This is a genomic window from Streptomyces sp. NPDC096132 (genome assembly GCF_044763345.1).
In the GTDB taxonomy this organism is placed as follows: Bacteria; Actinomycetota; Actinomycetes; order Streptomycetales; family Streptomycetaceae; genus Streptomyces.
This window is the reverse complement of record NZ_JBIWGA010000005.1, coordinates 87,524-102,258: the sequence shown is the minus strand read 5'-3', so window position 1 is coordinate 102,258 and position 14,735 is coordinate 87,524. Positions and strand designations below refer to the sequence as shown.

General features: G+C 66.7%; 25 protein-coding genes. All 25 read right to left on the bottom strand.

Translation table 11 applies throughout. The annotated features are described in order from the left end of the window. Window positions 1–69 precede the first annotated feature (69 nt). Window positions 70–906, bottom strand: coding sequence for a type I methionyl aminopeptidase (gene map, locus ACIRF9_RS13680; RefSeq protein ID WP_403820197.1), 837 nt, complete (start codon window positions 904–906; stop codon window positions 70–72). A gap of 153 nt (window positions 907–1,059) precedes the next feature. After that, window positions 1,060–1,722: an adenylate kinase gene (locus tag ACIRF9_RS13675; protein WP_403820194.1), complete on the bottom strand. Its 663-nt coding sequence runs from the start codon at window positions 1,720–1,722 to the stop codon at window positions 1,060–1,062. Beyond that, window positions 1,722–3,035, bottom strand: coding sequence for a preprotein translocase subunit SecY (gene secY / locus ACIRF9_RS13670; protein WP_403820191.1), 1,314 nt, complete (start codon window positions 3,033–3,035; stop codon window positions 1,722–1,724). Before secY ends, ACIRF9_RS13675 begins: the two co-directional genes overlap by 1 nt. A 259-nt stretch (window positions 3,036–3,294) precedes the next feature. Next, entirely contained in the window at window positions 3,295–3,750 is a 456-nt protein-coding gene (gene rplO, locus ACIRF9_RS13665) for a 50S ribosomal protein L15 (RefSeq protein WP_003974249.1), read from the bottom strand. A gap of 2 nt (window positions 3,751–3,752) precedes the next feature. Beyond that, window positions 3,753–3,935, bottom strand: a complete 183-nt coding sequence (gene rpmD, locus ACIRF9_RS13660) for a 50S ribosomal protein L30 (protein WP_055632353.1) — start codon at window positions 3,933–3,935, stop codon at window positions 3,753–3,755. Beyond that, entirely contained in the window at window positions 3,935–4,540 is a 606-nt protein-coding gene (rpsE, locus tag ACIRF9_RS13655) for a 30S ribosomal protein S5 (RefSeq protein ID WP_009190144.1), read from the bottom strand. The genes rpmD and rpsE overlap by 1 nt, the downstream gene beginning before the upstream one ends. A gap of 36 nt (window positions 4,541–4,576) precedes the next feature. Beyond that, window positions 4,577–4,960, bottom strand: coding sequence for a 50S ribosomal protein L18 (gene rplR, locus ACIRF9_RS13650; RefSeq protein WP_055632352.1), 384 nt, complete (start codon window positions 4,958–4,960; stop codon window positions 4,577–4,579). Window positions 4,961–4,963: 3 nt separating this feature from the next. Continuing rightward, the gene (gene rplF, locus ACIRF9_RS13645) at window positions 4,964–5,503 is read right to left on the bottom strand and encodes a 50S ribosomal protein L6 (RefSeq protein ID WP_403820187.1); all 540 of its coding nucleotides are present in this window, start codon (window positions 5,501–5,503) and stop codon (window positions 4,964–4,966) included. 24 nt (window positions 5,504–5,527) lie between these two features. Continuing rightward, window positions 5,528–5,926 carry a 30S ribosomal protein S8 gene (rpsH, locus tag ACIRF9_RS13640; protein WP_055632350.1) on the bottom strand — a complete coding sequence of 133 codons (399 nt, stop codon included), beginning with the start codon at window positions 5,924–5,926 and terminating at the stop codon, window positions 5,528–5,530. Window positions 5,927–6,167: 241 nt separating this feature from the next. Then, window positions 6,168–6,353: a type Z 30S ribosomal protein S14 gene (locus tag ACIRF9_RS13635; protein WP_403821196.1), complete on the bottom strand. Its 186-nt coding sequence runs from the start codon at window positions 6,351–6,353 to the stop codon at window positions 6,168–6,170. Between the two features lie 5 nt (window positions 6,354–6,358). After that, window positions 6,359–6,916 carry a 50S ribosomal protein L5 gene (gene rplE, locus ACIRF9_RS13630; protein WP_403820183.1) on the bottom strand — a complete coding sequence of 186 codons (558 nt, stop codon included), beginning with the start codon at window positions 6,914–6,916 and terminating at the stop codon, window positions 6,359–6,361. After that, window positions 6,916–7,239 (bottom strand): 50S ribosomal protein L24, encoded by a 324-nt coding sequence (gene rplX / locus ACIRF9_RS13625; protein WP_030039760.1) that lies wholly within the window; start codon window positions 7,237–7,239, stop codon window positions 6,916–6,918. Before rplX ends, rplE begins: the two co-directional genes overlap by 1 nt. A gap of 2 nt (window positions 7,240–7,241) precedes the next feature. After that, complete coding sequence (rplN, locus tag ACIRF9_RS13620) at window positions 7,242–7,610, bottom strand: 50S ribosomal protein L14 (RefSeq protein ID WP_003998823.1); 369 nt, start codon at window positions 7,608–7,610, stop codon at window positions 7,242–7,244. A gap of 106 nt (window positions 7,611–7,716) precedes the next feature. Continuing rightward, window positions 7,717–8,001: a 30S ribosomal protein S17 gene (gene rpsQ, locus ACIRF9_RS13615; RefSeq protein ID WP_067249205.1), complete on the bottom strand. Its 285-nt coding sequence runs from the start codon at window positions 7,999–8,001 to the stop codon at window positions 7,717–7,719. Next, window positions 8,001–8,225: a 50S ribosomal protein L29 gene (rpmC, locus tag ACIRF9_RS13610; RefSeq protein WP_003974259.1), complete on the bottom strand. Its 225-nt coding sequence runs from the start codon at window positions 8,223–8,225 to the stop codon at window positions 8,001–8,003. Before rpmC ends, rpsQ begins: the two co-directional genes overlap by 1 nt. Further along, window positions 8,225–8,644 carry a 50S ribosomal protein L16 gene (gene rplP / locus ACIRF9_RS13605; protein ID WP_030788270.1) on the bottom strand — a complete coding sequence of 140 codons (420 nt, stop codon included), beginning with the start codon at window positions 8,642–8,644 and terminating at the stop codon, window positions 8,225–8,227. The genes rpmC and rplP overlap by 1 nt, the downstream gene beginning before the upstream one ends. A gap of 5 nt (window positions 8,645–8,649) precedes the next feature. Then, window positions 8,650–9,477, bottom strand: a complete 828-nt coding sequence (gene rpsC / locus ACIRF9_RS13600) for a 30S ribosomal protein S3 (protein WP_189712338.1) — start codon at window positions 9,475–9,477, stop codon at window positions 8,650–8,652. After that, window positions 9,477–9,824, bottom strand: coding sequence for a 50S ribosomal protein L22 (rplV, locus tag ACIRF9_RS13595; RefSeq protein WP_403820179.1), 348 nt, complete (start codon window positions 9,822–9,824; stop codon window positions 9,477–9,479). The genes rpsC and rplV overlap by 1 nt, the downstream gene beginning before the upstream one ends. A 45-nt stretch (window positions 9,825–9,869) precedes the next feature. Continuing rightward, complete coding sequence (rpsS, locus tag ACIRF9_RS13590) at window positions 9,870–10,151, bottom strand: 30S ribosomal protein S19 (RefSeq protein WP_023547380.1); 282 nt, start codon at window positions 10,149–10,151, stop codon at window positions 9,870–9,872. A 12-nt stretch (window positions 10,152–10,163) separates the two neighbouring features. After that, window positions 10,164–11,000 carry a 50S ribosomal protein L2 gene (gene rplB / locus ACIRF9_RS13585; protein ID WP_030788280.1) on the bottom strand — a complete coding sequence of 279 codons (837 nt, stop codon included), beginning with the start codon at window positions 10,998–11,000 and terminating at the stop codon, window positions 10,164–10,166. Window positions 11,001–11,040: 40 nt separating this feature from the next. After that, the gene (gene rplW / locus ACIRF9_RS13580) at window positions 11,041–11,460 is read right to left on the bottom strand and encodes a 50S ribosomal protein L23 (protein ID WP_133914848.1); all 420 of its coding nucleotides are present in this window, start codon (window positions 11,458–11,460) and stop codon (window positions 11,041–11,043) included. Beyond that, a complete protein-coding gene (gene rplD, locus ACIRF9_RS13575) occupies window positions 11,460–12,116 on the bottom strand; it encodes a 50S ribosomal protein L4 (protein ID WP_403820174.1) in 657 nt (218 codons plus the stop codon). The genes rplW and rplD overlap by 1 nt, the downstream gene beginning before the upstream one ends. Before the next feature lie 8 nt (window positions 12,117–12,124). Continuing rightward, entirely contained in the window at window positions 12,125–12,769 is a 645-nt protein-coding gene (gene rplC, locus ACIRF9_RS13570) for a 50S ribosomal protein L3 (RefSeq protein WP_007384065.1), read from the bottom strand. A gap of 17 nt (window positions 12,770–12,786) precedes the next feature. Continuing rightward, window positions 12,787–13,095, bottom strand: a complete 309-nt coding sequence (rpsJ, locus tag ACIRF9_RS13565; RefSeq protein WP_003948644.1) for a 30S ribosomal protein S10 — start codon at window positions 13,093–13,095, stop codon at window positions 12,787–12,789. A 481-nt stretch (window positions 13,096–13,576) separates the two neighbouring features. Beyond that, complete coding sequence (locus ACIRF9_RS13560; protein WP_403820171.1) at window positions 13,577–14,725, bottom strand: acyltransferase family protein; 1,149 nt, start codon at window positions 14,723–14,725, stop codon at window positions 13,577–13,579. Window positions 14,726–14,735: the final 10 nt, after the last annotated feature.

Genomic DNA, 14,735 nt, shown 5'->3' with positions numbered 1-14,735 from the left:
ACACGAATCGAGAGAGTCTGCCCCACCGAGGAGATCCTTATGCCGCGGATCCCCAGAGGCCGCAGGCGCCTAGCCCAGCGGATCCGGCGCCGCCGTCACCCCGTGCTCCGCCAGCTTCGCCCGGCCCCCGTCCGGAGCCGTCAGGACCAGTGGCCCCTCCTCCGTCAGGGCCACGCTGTGCTCCCAGTGCGAGGACCAGGTGCCGTCCGTCGTGATGACGGTCCAGTCGTCCTCCAGGACCTCGGTGCGCGGGGTGCCGAGGGAGACCATCGGCTCGATCGCGAGGCAGAAGCCGGGGACCAGCTTGGGGCCCTTGCCCCGGCGGCGGTCGACGTAGTTCAGCAGGTGCGGGTCCATGTGCATCTCGGTGCCGATGCCGTGGCCGCCGTAGTCCTCGATGATCCCGTACCGCCCGCCGCCGGGCTTCGGCTGGCGGCGGATGTACGTCTCGATGGCCCGCGAGACGTCGACGAGCCGGCTGCCCTGCTTCATGGCCGCGATGCCCGCCCACATCGACTCCTCGGTGACCCGGGAGAGCTCGATCAGCTCCGGGGCATGGCCCGACCCCACGAACGCCGTGTACGCCGCGTCACCGTGCCAGCCGTCCACGATCGCACCGCAGTCGATGGAGATGATGTCGCCGTCCTTGAGGACGACGTCGTCGGACGGGATGCCGTGGACGACCACGTCGTTCACCGAGGTGCAGATCGTCGCCGGGAAGCCGCCGTACCCCAGGAAGTTCGACTTCGCGCCGTGCTCCGCCAGGACCTTGCGGGCGACCTCGTCCAGGTCCTTCGTCGACGCCCCCGGCACCGCCGCTTCCCGCGTCGCCGCGTGAATCGCGGCGACGACGAGCCCCGCCGCCCGCATCTTCGCGATCTGCTCGGGGGTCTTGATCTGCACCATGTCGGGTTGCGCCTCCTGGCCACTGGTATCGCGGCGCTCCAGGATACGCGTACGCCCGGACGTACGCCGAAGCGGCGGAGGCCACACACGCAAGGCGCCCGGCTGGGAGACCCCGGCCGGGCGCCTTGCGTGAACCGCTTCTGCTTGCCGCTTCTACTTGCCGACCTCGTCGCGCTGCAGCGCCTCCATGGCGCGCGCCGTGACCTCGTCCACCTTGCCCAGCGCCGAGATGGTGACCACCAGACCCTGCGCCTTGTAGTAGTCGATGATCGGCTCGGTCTGCGTGTGGTAGACCTCCAGCCGCTTGCGGACGGTCTCCTCGGAGTCGTCGTCCCGCTGGTACAGCTCGCCACCGCAGACGTCGCAGACGCCCTCCGTCTTCGGCGGGCTGTACGTGACGTGGAAGACGTGGCTGGAGTCCTTGCGGCAGATCCGCCGCCCGGCGATCCGCTTGACGACCTCCGCCTCGGGGACCTCCAGGTCCAGCACCGCGTCCAGCTTCATGCCCTCGGACTGCAGCATCTCGTCGAGCGCCTCGGCCTGGGACACGTTGCGCGGGAAACCGTCCAGCAGGAAGCCACCCTCGGCGTCCGGCTTCTCCATGCGGTCCTTGGCCATCCCGATGGTGACCTCGTCCGGTACCAGGTTGCCCGCGTCCATGTAGGACTTCGCGAGTTTCCCGAGCTCCGTCTGCTGGCTGATGTTGGCCCGGAACAGGTCGCCCGTGGAGATGTGCGGGATCGACAGGTTCTTGGCCAGGAACGCGGCCTGCGTTCCCTTACCGGCACCAGGCGGCCCGACGAGGACGATACGCATCAGCGGAGGAACCCTTCGTAATTGCGCTGCTGGAGCTGGCTCTCGATCTGCTTCACCGTCTCGAGACCGACACCCACGATGATCAGGATGCTGGTCCCGCCGAACGGGAAGTTCTGGTTTGCATTGAAACCAACCAACGCCATCGTCGGGACGAGAGCGATCAGACCCAGATACAGCGAACCCGGCCAGGTGATCCGGTTGAGCACGTACGACAGGTACTCAGCGGTCGGCCGGCCAGCCCGGATGCCCGGGATGAAGCCACCATACTTCTTCATGTTGTCGGCGACTTCCTCGGGGTTGAAGGAGATGGCCACGTAGAAGAAGGCGAAGAACACGATCAGCAGGAAGTACAGGCTGATGTAGATCGGGTGGTCACCCTTGGTCAGGTTGGTCTCGATCCAGGTCTTCCAGCTGGAGTTGCCGCTGGAGAACTGGGCCACCAGAGCCGGGATGTAGAGCAGCGACGAGGCGAAGATGACCGGGATCACACCGGCCTGGTTCACCTTGAGCGGGATGTACGTGGACGTACCGCCGTAGGACCGGCGGCCGATCATGCGCTTGGCGTACTGCACGGGGATCCGGCGCTGGGCCTGCTCGACGAAGACCACCAGGGCGACCATCACCAGGCCGACCGCGACGACGGTGCCGAACTCGATCCAGCCGTCCGCCAGGGTGCCCTGCTTCTTGATGGCCCACAGCGCGGAGGGGAAGGTCGCGGCGATCGAGATGAACATCAGGATCGACATGCCGTTGCCGATGCCGCGGTCGGTGATGAGCTCACCGAGCCACATGACGACGGCCGTACCGGCGGTCATGGTGATGACCATGGTGATGGTGGTGAAGATCGCGCGGTCCGGGACGATCTGGCTGGCGACCGTGCAGCCGGAGAACAGGGCGCCGCTGCGGGCGGTGGCCACCAGGCCGGTGCCCTGCAGGATGGCCAGCGCCACCGTGAGGTAGCGGGTGTACTGCGTGATCTTCGAGGTGCCGGCCTGGCCCTCCTTCTTGAGGGCTTCCAGGCGCGGGATGACCACGGTCAGCAGCTGAAGGATGATGCTCGCCGTGATGTACGGCATGATGCCCAGCGCGAAGACCGTGATCTGCAGCAGCGCACCGCCGCTGAACATGTTCACCAGACCGAAGATCCCCTGGTTGCCGGACGCTTCGTCCACACAGCGCTGAACGGACGTGTAGTCGACGCCGGGGATCGGAATGTGCGTGCCGACCCGGTAGACCACGATGATCCCGAGCGTGAAGAGCAGCTTCTTGCGCAGGTCGGGCGTCTTGAACGCCCGGGCGAACGCGGTGAGCACGGTGCCTCCTGCGACCCCCGCGCATCTGCGTCAAGGGTGACGGTCTTGAAGGTCCAATAAGAACAACGACAAACGACAACGACATGAGTAACGGCCGACTGCCGCTCAAGGTGCCCCCTTGGGAGAACCTTGTGAAAAGTGGGCAGTGCTGGTCACCTTACCCGCGACACAGCTTCCCTAGGAACGACCAACCGGGGATACCCCATTTGTGGGGTATCCCCGGTCGGGGTCGCTCAAGTCATCGAGACACCTGATGGAGTCAGACGAGCTCGGTGACGGTACCGCCGGCGGCGGTGATCTTCTCCTTGGCGGAGCCGGAGACGGCGTCGACCGTCACCTGCAGCGCCACGGAGATCTCGCCCTGGCCGAGGACCTTGACGAGGCTGTTCTTGCGAACGGCACCCTTGGCGACGAGCCCCTCGACGGTGACCTCGCCACCCTCCGGGTACAGCGCGGCCAGCTTGTCGAGGTTCACGACCTGGAACTCGGTCTTGAACGGGTTCTTGAAGCCCTTCAGCTTCGGGAGACGCATGTGGAGCGGCATCTGGCCACCCTCGAAGCGCTCCGGAACCTGGTAACGGGCCTTCGTGCCCTTGGTACCACGACCGGCCGTCTTACCCTTCGACGCCTCACCACGACCGACACGGGTCTTGGCGGTCTTGGCGCCCGGGGCGGGACGGAGGTTGTGGATCTTGAGCGGGTTGTTCTCCGCCATGATCAGTCGACCTCCTCGACCGTCACGAGGTGGCGGACGGTGTGCACCATGCCGCGGAACTCGGGGCGGTCCTCCTTGACGACCACGTCGTTCAGGCGCTTGAGCCCGAGCGAGCGCAGGGTCTCACGGTGGTTCTGCTTGCTGCCGATGTACGACTTCGTCTGCGTGATCTTGAGGCGAGCCATTACGCACCCGCTCCCGCACGCGCACGAAGCAGAGCCGCGGGGGCGACGTCCTCGAGCGGCAGACCACGGCGGGCCGCGATCTCCTCGGGACGCTGCAGGCCCTTCAGGGCCTCCACGGTCGCGTGCACGATGTTGATGGCGTTGTCGGAGCCGAGCGACTTCGACAGCACGTCGTGGATACCGGCGCACTCGAGCACGGCACGCACCGGACCACCGGCGATAACACCGGTACCCGGGGACGCGGGCTTGAGCAGCACGACGCCGGCAGCCTTCTCACCCTGGATGGGGTGGGGGATGGTGCCCTGGATACGGGGGACCTTGAAGAAGTGCTTCTTGGCCTCCTCAACGCCCTTGGCGATGGCGGCCGGCACCTCCTTGGCCTTGCCGTAACCGACACCCACGGTGCCGTCACCGTCGCCCACCACGACCAGCGCGGTGAAGCTGAAGCGACGACCACCCTTCACAACCTTGGCGACGCGGTTGATCGCGACAACGCGCTCAACGTACGCGGTCTTCTCGGCGGCAGCAGCGCCGCCGTCACGGCCCTTCCGGTCCCGCCGCTCGCCGCCACCGGCACCGCCACCGCGGCGCTGGGGTCCAGCCATTGGATTACCTCTCTCTTTCCGCTAGCTACAAGCGGCTCAGAACTTGAGCCCGGCTTCGCGGGCGGCGTCCGCCAGGGCGGCGATGCGCCCGGCGTACTGGTTGCCACCACGGTCGAACACGACGGCCTCGACACCGGCGGCCTTGGCGCGCTCGGCGACCAGGGCACCGACCTGCTTGGCCTGCGCGGACTTGTCGCCCTCGCCACCGCGGACCGAGGTGTCCAGGGTGGACGCCGACGCCAGGGTGTGACCCTTGATGTCGTCGATCACCTGGGCCACGATGTGGCGGTTCGAGCGGGTAACGACCAGACGGGGACGCTCCGCCGTACCGGAGATCCGCTTGCGGATCCGGATGTGACGGCGCTTGATCGCGGCGCGCTTGTAGGCGTCGCCCTTCAGGATCTTCTGTCCGTATGCCATGGCTTACTTACCCGCCTTTCCGACCTTGCGGCGGATGACTTCGCCCTCGTACTTGACGCCCTTGGCCTTGTACGGGTCGGGCTTGCGCAGCTTGCGGATGTTCGCCGCAACCTCGCCGACCTTCTGCTTGTCGATGCCCTCGACCGAGAAACGGGTCGGAGCCTCGACCTTGAAGGTGATGCCCTCGGGGGCCTCGACGAGGATCGGGTGGCTGTAACCGAGCGCGAACTCGAGGTTCGAGCCCTTGGCGGTCACGCGGTAACCGACACCGCTGATCTCGAGCTTCTTCACGTAACCCTGGGTCACGCCGGTGATCATGTTCGCCACCAGCGTGCGGGAGAGGCCGTGCAGGGCCTTGCTCTGACGCTCGTCGTTGGGGCGGGTCACCTGGAGAGTGCCGTCCTCGCCCTTGGCGATGTCGATCGGAGCAGCAACGGTGTGGGTCAGCGAACCCTTCGGGCCCTTGACCTCGACCGTGCGGCCGTCGATGGTGACGTCCACGCCGGCGGGAACCGCGATGGGGAGCTTGCCGATGCGCGACATAGCTGTTTCCTCCGTTCCCTTCTGCTACCAGACGTAGGCGAGGACTTCCCCACCCACGCCCTTCTTGCCGGCCTGCTTGTCGGTGAGGAGCCCGTGCGACGTGGAGATGATCGCCACGCCGAGGCCGCCCAGCACCTTCGGCAGGGAGGTGGACTTCGCGTACACCCGGAGACCGGGCTTGGAGATCCGCTTGATGCCCGCGATGGAGCGCTCACGGTTCGGGCCGAACTTCAGCTCGAGGGTGAGGTTCTTGCCGACCTCGGCGTCCTCGACGCGCCAGCCCGTGATGAAGCCCTCCTGCTGGAGGATCTCCGCGATGTGAGACTTGATCTTGGACGCCGGCATCGTCACGGAGTCGTGGTACGCCGAGTTCGCGTTCCGCAGACGAGTCAGCATGTCTGCGATCGGATCAGTCATGGTCATGAATTGGCCTGTGGCCTCTCTCGCCGGGGTTTCCTGGTGCGCCATCCCTCTCCCCGATCCGAGACGGGACGGGTGCGGCGCGGTGGACCTACGGCGTAGTAAGCAGACTTCAGCGGACAGCTGTCCGCGTGCGTACGGGCGACCGTCAGGCGCCCAACCCTCCAAGCCTAAGCCATGAAAGGGAGGGCGCCTGACACGCCCATTGCTTACCGAGAGCTTCAGGAATCCCGAATTACCGGGATTACCAGGAGCTCTTGGTCACGCCCGGCAGCTCGCCACGGTGAGCCATCTCACGAAGGCACACGCGGCAGAGGCCGAACTTGCGGTACACGGAGTGCGGACGGCCGCAGCGCTGGCAGCGGGTGTAGGTGCGCACACCGAACTTGGGCTTGCGAGCAGCCTTAGCGATCAGAGCCTTCTTCGCCATCTCGCTCACGCCTCCTTGAAGGGGAAGCCGAGGTGACGAAGGAGCGCGCGGCCCTCAGCGTCGTTGGTCGCCGTGGTGACCACGGTGATGTCCATACCCCGGACACGGTCGATCTTGTCCTGGTCGATCTCGTGGAACATGACCTGCTCCGTGAGACCGAAGGTGTAGTTGCCACGGCCGTCGAACTGCTTGGGGGACAGACCACGGAAGTCGCGGATGCGCGGCAGCGCGAGCGACAGGGTGCGGTCCAGGAACTCCCACATGCGGTCGCCACGGAGCGTGACGTGGGCACCGATCGGCTGACCCTCACGCAGCTTGAACTGCGCGATGGACTTGCGGGCCTTGGTGACGGCCGGCTTCTGACCGGTGATCTGGGTCAGGTCGCGGATCGCGCCCTCGATGATCTTCGAGTCACGGGCGGCGTCGCCGACACCCATGTTGACCACGATCTTGACGAGGCCGGGGATCTGCATGACGTTCTCGTACTTGAACTCGTCACGCAGCTTGCCCGCGATCTCCTCGCGGTACTTCGTCTTGAGACGCGGAGTGGTGGTGGTAGCCATCAGATGTCCTCACCCGTCCGCTTGGCAACGCGGATCTTGTTGCCCTCGTCGTCGAAGCGGTAACCGACACGCGTGACGACCTTGTTGCCGTCCTTCTCCACGACCAGCTGAACGTTGGACACGTGGATCGGGGCCTCGGTGGTCACGATGCCGCCGGCCTGGGAGCCCTTGGCGGTCGGGCCGGCCTTGGTGTGCTTCTTGACCCGGTTGACACCCTCGACCAGGACGCGGTCCTCGCGGGGGAAGGCCGCGATGACCTTGCCCTGCTTGCCCTTGTCCTTACCGGTGATGACCTGGACCAGGTCGCCCTTCTTGATCTTCATGCTTACAGCACCTCCGGCGCGAGCGAGATGATCTTCATGAACTTCTTCTCGCGCAGCTCACGGCCGACCGGGCCGAAGATGCGGGTGCCGCGAGGGTCGCCGTCGTTCTTCAGAATGACGGCGGCGTTCTCGTCGAAGCGGATGTACGAGCCGTCCGGACGGCGGCGCTCCTTGACGGTGCGAACGATGACCGCCTTGACGACGTCACCCTTCTTCACGTTGCCACCGGGGATCGCGTCCTTGACGGTGGCGACGATGACGTCACCGATGCCCGCGTAGCGGCGACCGGAGCCACCGAGCACACGGATGCAAAGGATCTCCTTCGCACCAGTGTTGTCGGCGACACGCAGTCGCGACTCCTGCTGGATCACGTCTATCTCCTGTTTGTCTGCCGGTTCCCGGCAGGGGCTTCCTCTTTACGAGGTGAAGCCCCTGCCGAGCCTGGCGGAACTGTCCTGCGGGGATGCCCGCAGGAAATTACTTGGCCTTCTCGAGGATCTCGACGACGCGCCAGCGCTTCGTCGCGGACAGCGGCCGGGTCTCCATGAGGAGGACGCGGTCGCCGACACCCGCGGCGTTCTGCTCGTCGTGCGCCTTGAGCTTGTTCGTACGGCGGATGACCTTGCCGTACAGCGCGTGCTTGACGCGGTCCTCGACGGCGACGACGACGGTCTTGTCCATCTTGTCGCTGACGACGAGACCCTCACGGGTCTTGCGGAAGCCGCGCGCCTCTGCGTTCTCAGTCACGTTGTTCTCGCTCATCAGGCGCTCTCCACCGTTTCGATGCCCAGCTCACGCTCGCGCATCAGGGTGTAGATCCGCGCGATGTCCTTGCGGACCGCCTTCAGACGGCCGTGGTTCTCAAGCTGTCCGGTCGCCGCCTGGAAGCGGAGGTTGAACAGCTCTTCCTTGGCCTCGCGGAGCTTCGCCAGAAGCTCCTCGTTGCCCAGCTCGCGCAGCTCGGACGCCTTGGTACCGGCCGACATCACGCTTCACCTGCCTCGCGCTTGACGATCCGGCACTTCATCGGCAGCTTGTGGGCGGCGCGAGTGAGGGCCTCACGGGCGATCTTCTCGTTCGGGTAGGACAGCTCGAACATGACCCGGCCCGGGTGCACGTTCGCGATCCACCACTCCGGCGAACCCTTACCGGAACCCATGCGGGTCTCGGCGGGCTTCTTCGTGAGCGGGCGGTCCGGGTAGATGTTGATCCAGACCTTGCCGCCACGCTTGATGTGGCGGGTCATCGCGATACGGGCCGCCTCGATCTGGCGGTTGGTCACGTACGCCGGCGTGAGGGCCTGGATGCCGTACTCGCCGAACGCGACCGTCGTACCGCCCTTGGCCTCACCGCGACGCTTCGGGTGGTGCTGCTTGCGGTGCTTGACCCTACGGGGGATCAGCATGTCGGTCAGGCCTCCGTTCCGGTGCTCTCAGCCGGAGCGGCAGCCGGAGCCTCGGCCTTGGGGGCCTCGGCAGCGGGAGCCTGCTGCGGCTTGCGACCGCGACCGCCACGCTCGCCACCGCGGCCACCACGGGCCGGGCGGTCGGCGCCGCCACGGGCCGGGCGGTTGCCGGCGCGGGCAGCAGCGTTCTCGGCGCGGACCTCGGCGATGTTCTTGACGTCGCCCTTGTAGATCCAGACCTTCACACCGATGCGGCCGAAGGTCGTCTTGGCCTCGAAGAAGCCGTAGTCCACGTTCGCGCGGAGCGTGTGCAGGGGCACACGGCCCTCGCGGTAGAACTCCGAGCGGGACATCTCGGCGCCGCCGAGGCGGCCACCGCACTGGATCTTGATGCCCTTGGCGCCGGCCTTCATGGCGGACTGCATGCTCTTGCGCATGGCCCGACGGAAGGAGACGCGGGAGGAGAGCTGCTCGGCGACGGCCTGGGCCACCAGCTGAGCGTCCGTCTCCGGGTTCTTGACCTCGAGGATGTTGAGCTGGACCTGCTTCTTGGTCAGCTTCTCCAGGTCACCGCGGATACGGTCGGCCTCGGCGCCACGGCGGCCGATGACGATGCCCGGACGCGCGGTGTGGATGTCCACACGCACACGGTCGCGGGTGCGCTCGATCTCGACCTTGGAGATGCCGGCGCGCTCCATGCCGGACGTCATCATCCGACGGATGGCGACGTCCTCGCCGACGTACTCCTTGTACGACTTGTCGGCGTACCACCGGGACTTGAAGTCCGTGGTGATGCCGAGCCGGAACCCATGCGGGTTAACCTTCTGGCCCATTACCGGGTTCCTTCCTTGCTGGCGACGACCACGGTGATGTGGCTGGTCCGCTTGCGGATCCGGTAGGCACGGCCCTGGGCGCGCGGACGGAACCGCTTCAGGGTCGGACCCTCGTCGACGTACGCCTCGCTGATGAACAGCGAGGAGGCGTCCGTGTGGTCGTAGTTGTGCGCGGCGTTGGCAATGGCGCTGTCGAGCACCTTGCCGACCGGCTCGGAGGCTGCCTGCGGAGCGAATCGCAGAACAGCCTGAGCCTCCGTGGCGTCCATGCCACGGATGAGGTCCACCACACGGCGGGCCTTCATGGGCGTGACGCGGATGTACCGCGCCTGGGCCCTGGCTTCCATGGTTGTCCCTTCAGAGTTACTTACGTGTCTGAATGCGATCCGCTACTAGCGGCGCTTCGACTTCCGGTCTTCCTTGACGTGACCCCGGAAGGTGCGCGTCGGCGAGAACTCGCCGAGCTTGTGGCCGACCATCGACTCGGTGACGAACACCGGGATGTGGGTCTTGCCGTTGTGCACCGCGAGCGTGTGGCCGAGCATGGCCGGCACGATCATGGAGCGACGGGACCAGGTCTTGATGACGTTCTTGGTGCCGGCTTCGTTCTGGGCGTCCACCTTCTTGATCAGGTGGTCGTCGACGAAGGGCCCCTTCTTGAGACTGCGCGGCATCTAAACCCGCTCCTAGCGCTTCTTGTTCGTCTTGCGGCGGCGGACGATGTACTTGTTCGAAGCCTTCTTCGGCGAACGAGTACGACCCTCCTTCTGACCCCACGGGGAGACCGGGTGGCGACCACCGGAGGTCTTGCCCTCACCACCACCGTGCGGGTGGTCGACCGGGTTCATCGCGACACCACGGACGGTCGGGCGAACGCCCAGCCAGCGCTTGCGGCCGGCCTTGCCCCAGTTGATGTTGCTCTGCTCGGCGTTGCCGACCTCGCCGACCGTGGCGCGGCAGCGCTGGTCGACCAGGCGGATCTCACCGGAGGGCATGCGGAGGTGGGCCATCGAGCCCTCCTTCGCGAGCAGCTGCACGGAGGCACCGGCGGAGCGGGCGAACTTGGCGCCGCCACCGGGACGGAGCTCGATCGCGTGGATCGTGGTACCGACCGGGATGTTGCGGAGCGCCAGGTTGTTGCCCGGCTTGATGTCGGCCCCGGGACCGTTCTCGACGCGGTCACCCTGCTGCAGGTTGCGCGGGGCGAGGATGTAGCGCTTCTCGCCGTCGGCGTAGTGCAGCAGCGCGATGCGCGCGGTGCGGTTGGGGTCGTACTCGATGTGCGCGACCTTCGCCGGCACGCCGTCCTTGTCGTGACGACGGAAGTCGATCACGCGGTAGGCGCGCTTGTGTCCGCCACCCTGGTGGCGAACGGTCACACGACCGGAATTGTTACGGCCGCCCTTGCTGTGCAGGGGGCGGACCAGCGACTTCTCCGGCGTGGACCGCGTGACCTCGACGAAGTCGGCGACGCTGGAGCCACGACGGCCCGGCGTAGTCGGCTTGTACTTGCGGATTCCCATTTCTCAGTCCTCGTCCGATATCGGACGATCCGGACCGCCGTCAGGCGGTCGGACCGCCGAAGATGTCGATACGGTCGCCCTCGGCGAGGGTCACGATCGCGCGCTTGGTGGCGGCGCGCTGGCCGAAGCCCGTGCGGGTCCGCTTGCGCTTGCCCTGGCGGTTGATCGTGTTGACCCCGGTGACCTTGACCGAGAAGACCGCCTGGACGGCCTGCTTGATCTGGGTCTTGTTGGCGTTCGGGTCGACGATGAACGTGTACTTGTTCTCGTCGAGGAGCGCGTAGCTCTTCTCCGACACGACCGGCTTCAGCAGCACGTCACGGGGGTCCGTGTACGCCTTGCTGGGCGCGGTGACGACGGTGTTCTTGCCCTCGGTGGCGTGGCGCTTCGCCTTGGCGACGCGCGCGGCCTTGGCGGCCTTGGCCGCCTTGGAGGCGATGCTCGGGTGACGCGTAGCCATCAGGCCTCGCTCCCTTCGGTGTCGTTGGCCTTCGGGCCGGCGACGAAGGACTCGAGAGCGGCCTGGGTGAAGACCACGTCGTCCGAGACGATCACGTCGTACGTGTTCAGCTGGCCCGGCTCCAGGATGTGGACCTGGGGCAGGTTGCGGGCGGACAGCCACGCGGCCTCGTCGGCGCGCTCGACGACCAGGAGCAGGTTCTTGCGCTCCGAGATCTTGCCGAACAGCGTCCGAGCGGACTTGGTGGAGGGGGTGTCGCCCTCGATCACGCCGGTGACGACGTGGATGCGGTTGTGGCGGGCCCGGTCGGTGAGGGCGTGACGCAGGGCGGCAGCCTTCATCTTCTTCGGGGTCCGCTGCGAGTAGTCACGCGGCTGCGGGCCGTGGACGACGCCACCGCCGGCGAACTGCGGCGCGCGGGTCGAGCCCTGACGGGCGCGGCCGGTGCCCTTCTGGCGGTAAGGCTTCTTGCCACCACCACGGACCTCGCCACGGGTCTTCGTCTTGTGCGTGCCCTGGCGGGCAGCCGCGTTCTGCGCGACGACGACCTGGTGGATCAGCGGGATGCTGACCTTCTCCACGCCGAAGATCTCCGCGGGGAGCTCGACGCTACCGGTCTTCTCGCCGGCAGGCGAAAGGATGTCAACAGTGCTCATCGGTTACCTCAGGCCCCCTTGGCCGCGGTGCGGACCAGGACGAGGCCGCCGTTCGGACCGGGGACAGCGCCCTTGATGAGCAGCAGACCCTTCTCCGCGTCAACGGCGTGGACGGTCAGGTTCTGGGTGGTGACACGCTCGTTGCCCATGCGACCCGCCATGCGGAGGCCCTTGAACACGCGGCCCGGGGTGGCGCAGCCACCGATGGAACCGGGCGAGCGGTGCTTGCGCTGGGTGCCGTGACCGGCGCCGAGGCCCTTGAAGTTGTGACGCTTCATGACACCGGCGAAGCCCTTGCCCTTGCTCTTGCCGGTCACGTCGACCTTGATGCCGGCCTCGAACACCTCGGCGGTGATCTCCTGGCCGAGGGTGTACTCGCTGGCGTCAGCGGTACGGATCTCGACGAGGTGGCGGCGGGGAGTGACGTCGGCCTTGGCGAAGTGGCCCTTGAGGGGCTTGTTCACCTTGCGCGGGTCGATCTCGCCGAACGCGATCTGGACGGACTCGTAGCCGTCGGCGTCGTTCGTACGGACCTGGGTCACGACGTTGGGGCCGGCCTTGACGACGGTGACCGGAACAACACGGTTGTTCTCGTCCCACACCTGCGTCATGCCGAGCTTCTCGCCCAGGATGCCCTTGATCTGCTTAGCCATTCTCAGATCACCGGCCCCTAGAGCTTGATCTCGATGTCGACACCGGCCGGGAGGTCGAGTCGCATCAGAGAGTCAACGGTCTTGGGCGTCGGGTCGAGGATGTCGATCAGGCGCTTGTGCGTGCGCATCTCGAAGTGCTCGCGCGAGTCCTTGTACTTGTGCGGCGACTTGATGACGCAGTACACGTTCTTCTCAGTGGGCAGCGGCACCGGGCCCGCGACCGACGCACCAGTGCGGGTCACCGTCTCGACGATCTTCTTCGCCGAGGAGTCGATGACCTCGTGGTCGTAGGCCTTGAGCCGGATGCGGATCTTCTGTCCCGCCATGGCTACTCAGTAGTCCTTTGTCTCGTAACGCTCTGGAACCCGGTGCCCCGGCGACGTCTCCGCCGCCCCTTCTCCGACCCACGCGGTCGGGCGTGTCGCGCTCCCGCTGACACAGATGCCCCTTGTTCGAACATCCCTGCAGGGAATGCACACGGCCCTTCCGGAACCGCAAGCCGGGGACAAAGGTCCACCGGGCGCCTGGCCGGTGCCGCACCTTGCTTCCCGAAAGATTCCCGTACGTCCGCCCCAGCGCTGCCGTACGGCAGTTAGGGCGACGAGTACTGTGGGACTCGCTTCCGGTCCTCCCGGCGGGAGGCGCGCAGCATCAACACTCGACCGAGCAACCCCGCTAGTCTGCCATACGGGGCCGCACCTCCGCCAATCGAGCCGGAGAGAATACCCCGGACGTGACACAGGTCAAACGCGTGTGGGACTCACCCTCGATTCCGGGGCCCGCGTTGAGGGTGATCACCCAGCAAGCTCAACCCGCCTGCCCCCCACTCCGCACCCGGGCGAACGCCCCGTCCAGCCCCCGCTTCACCACCCCCGCCACCGGCCGCTCCACAAAGCGGTGCACCGCCCAGCTCAGCGCCAGGAACCCGGCCAGGACCGACGCCACCAGCAGTCGTGGGTCCATGTCGTCCCGCAGGCGGCTGATCACGGCCGTGCCCGCCGCGTAGTGCATCAGGTAGAGCGGATAGGTGAGGCTCCCCGCCGTCACCAGCCACCGCCACCGGATCCGGTCCGTGAAGCCGAGGGCCACGGCGACCATGATCAGCAGGAACACGGTGAAGATGACCACCGCGCCCCGCCAGCTCCCCACATGCTCGACCTCGTCGATCCGCTGGCCCAGTTCCTTCTGGCCCATCAGCCAGGCCATCGCGAGGATGCCCCACAGGAGCAGGTCCTGGCCGAAGCGGTGCATGAGGTACAGGGCGAGGCCGGCGATGAAGTACCAGGAGGCCTCAGGGTCGGCGACCAGCTCCAGCAGGGGCAGCTTCGCGACCGGGGCGAGCATGGCCGCCGCGCCCCACACGCAGCAGAACACCACCACCCGGCGATAGGTCAGGCCCATCCACACCACGACCAGGAACAGCAGGTAGAAGCGCAGTTCCGACCAGAGGGTCCAGTAGACGCCGTCCACGTTCTGCACGCCCGAACCCGACTGAAGCATCGTCAGGTTCAGCAGGACGTCCCGCAGCCGCAGCCGCTCCCACACCCCCGGCAGGGCCACCAGCACACCCGTCGTGAACAGCACCGCGAACCAGTAGGCGGGGTAGAGCCGGATGACCCGCGACACGAAGAACTGGCGCGGCGTCCGTCCCCAGCACGACATGCAGATCACGAAGCCGCTGATCACGAAGAAGATCTCGACGCCGATCCAGCCGTAGGCCGCGAAGTGGAAGACCGTCGGCATGATGTCCGACGTGGGGCGGTCCCAGATCAGGTTGCCGGGCTGGTTCACGCGGCGGGTGCCGGCGTAGTGGTGGACCGCGACCATGAGCGCGGCGAGGAGCCGGATGCCGTCGAGGGCGTAGAGGCGGGGGCGCCGCGCGCGGCTGGGGCGTGGCGGCACCACGAGGGGCGTGGGGAGCGGTTGTGCGGTGCGTATGAGAGGGAGGCCAGACATCGTCCGTCAG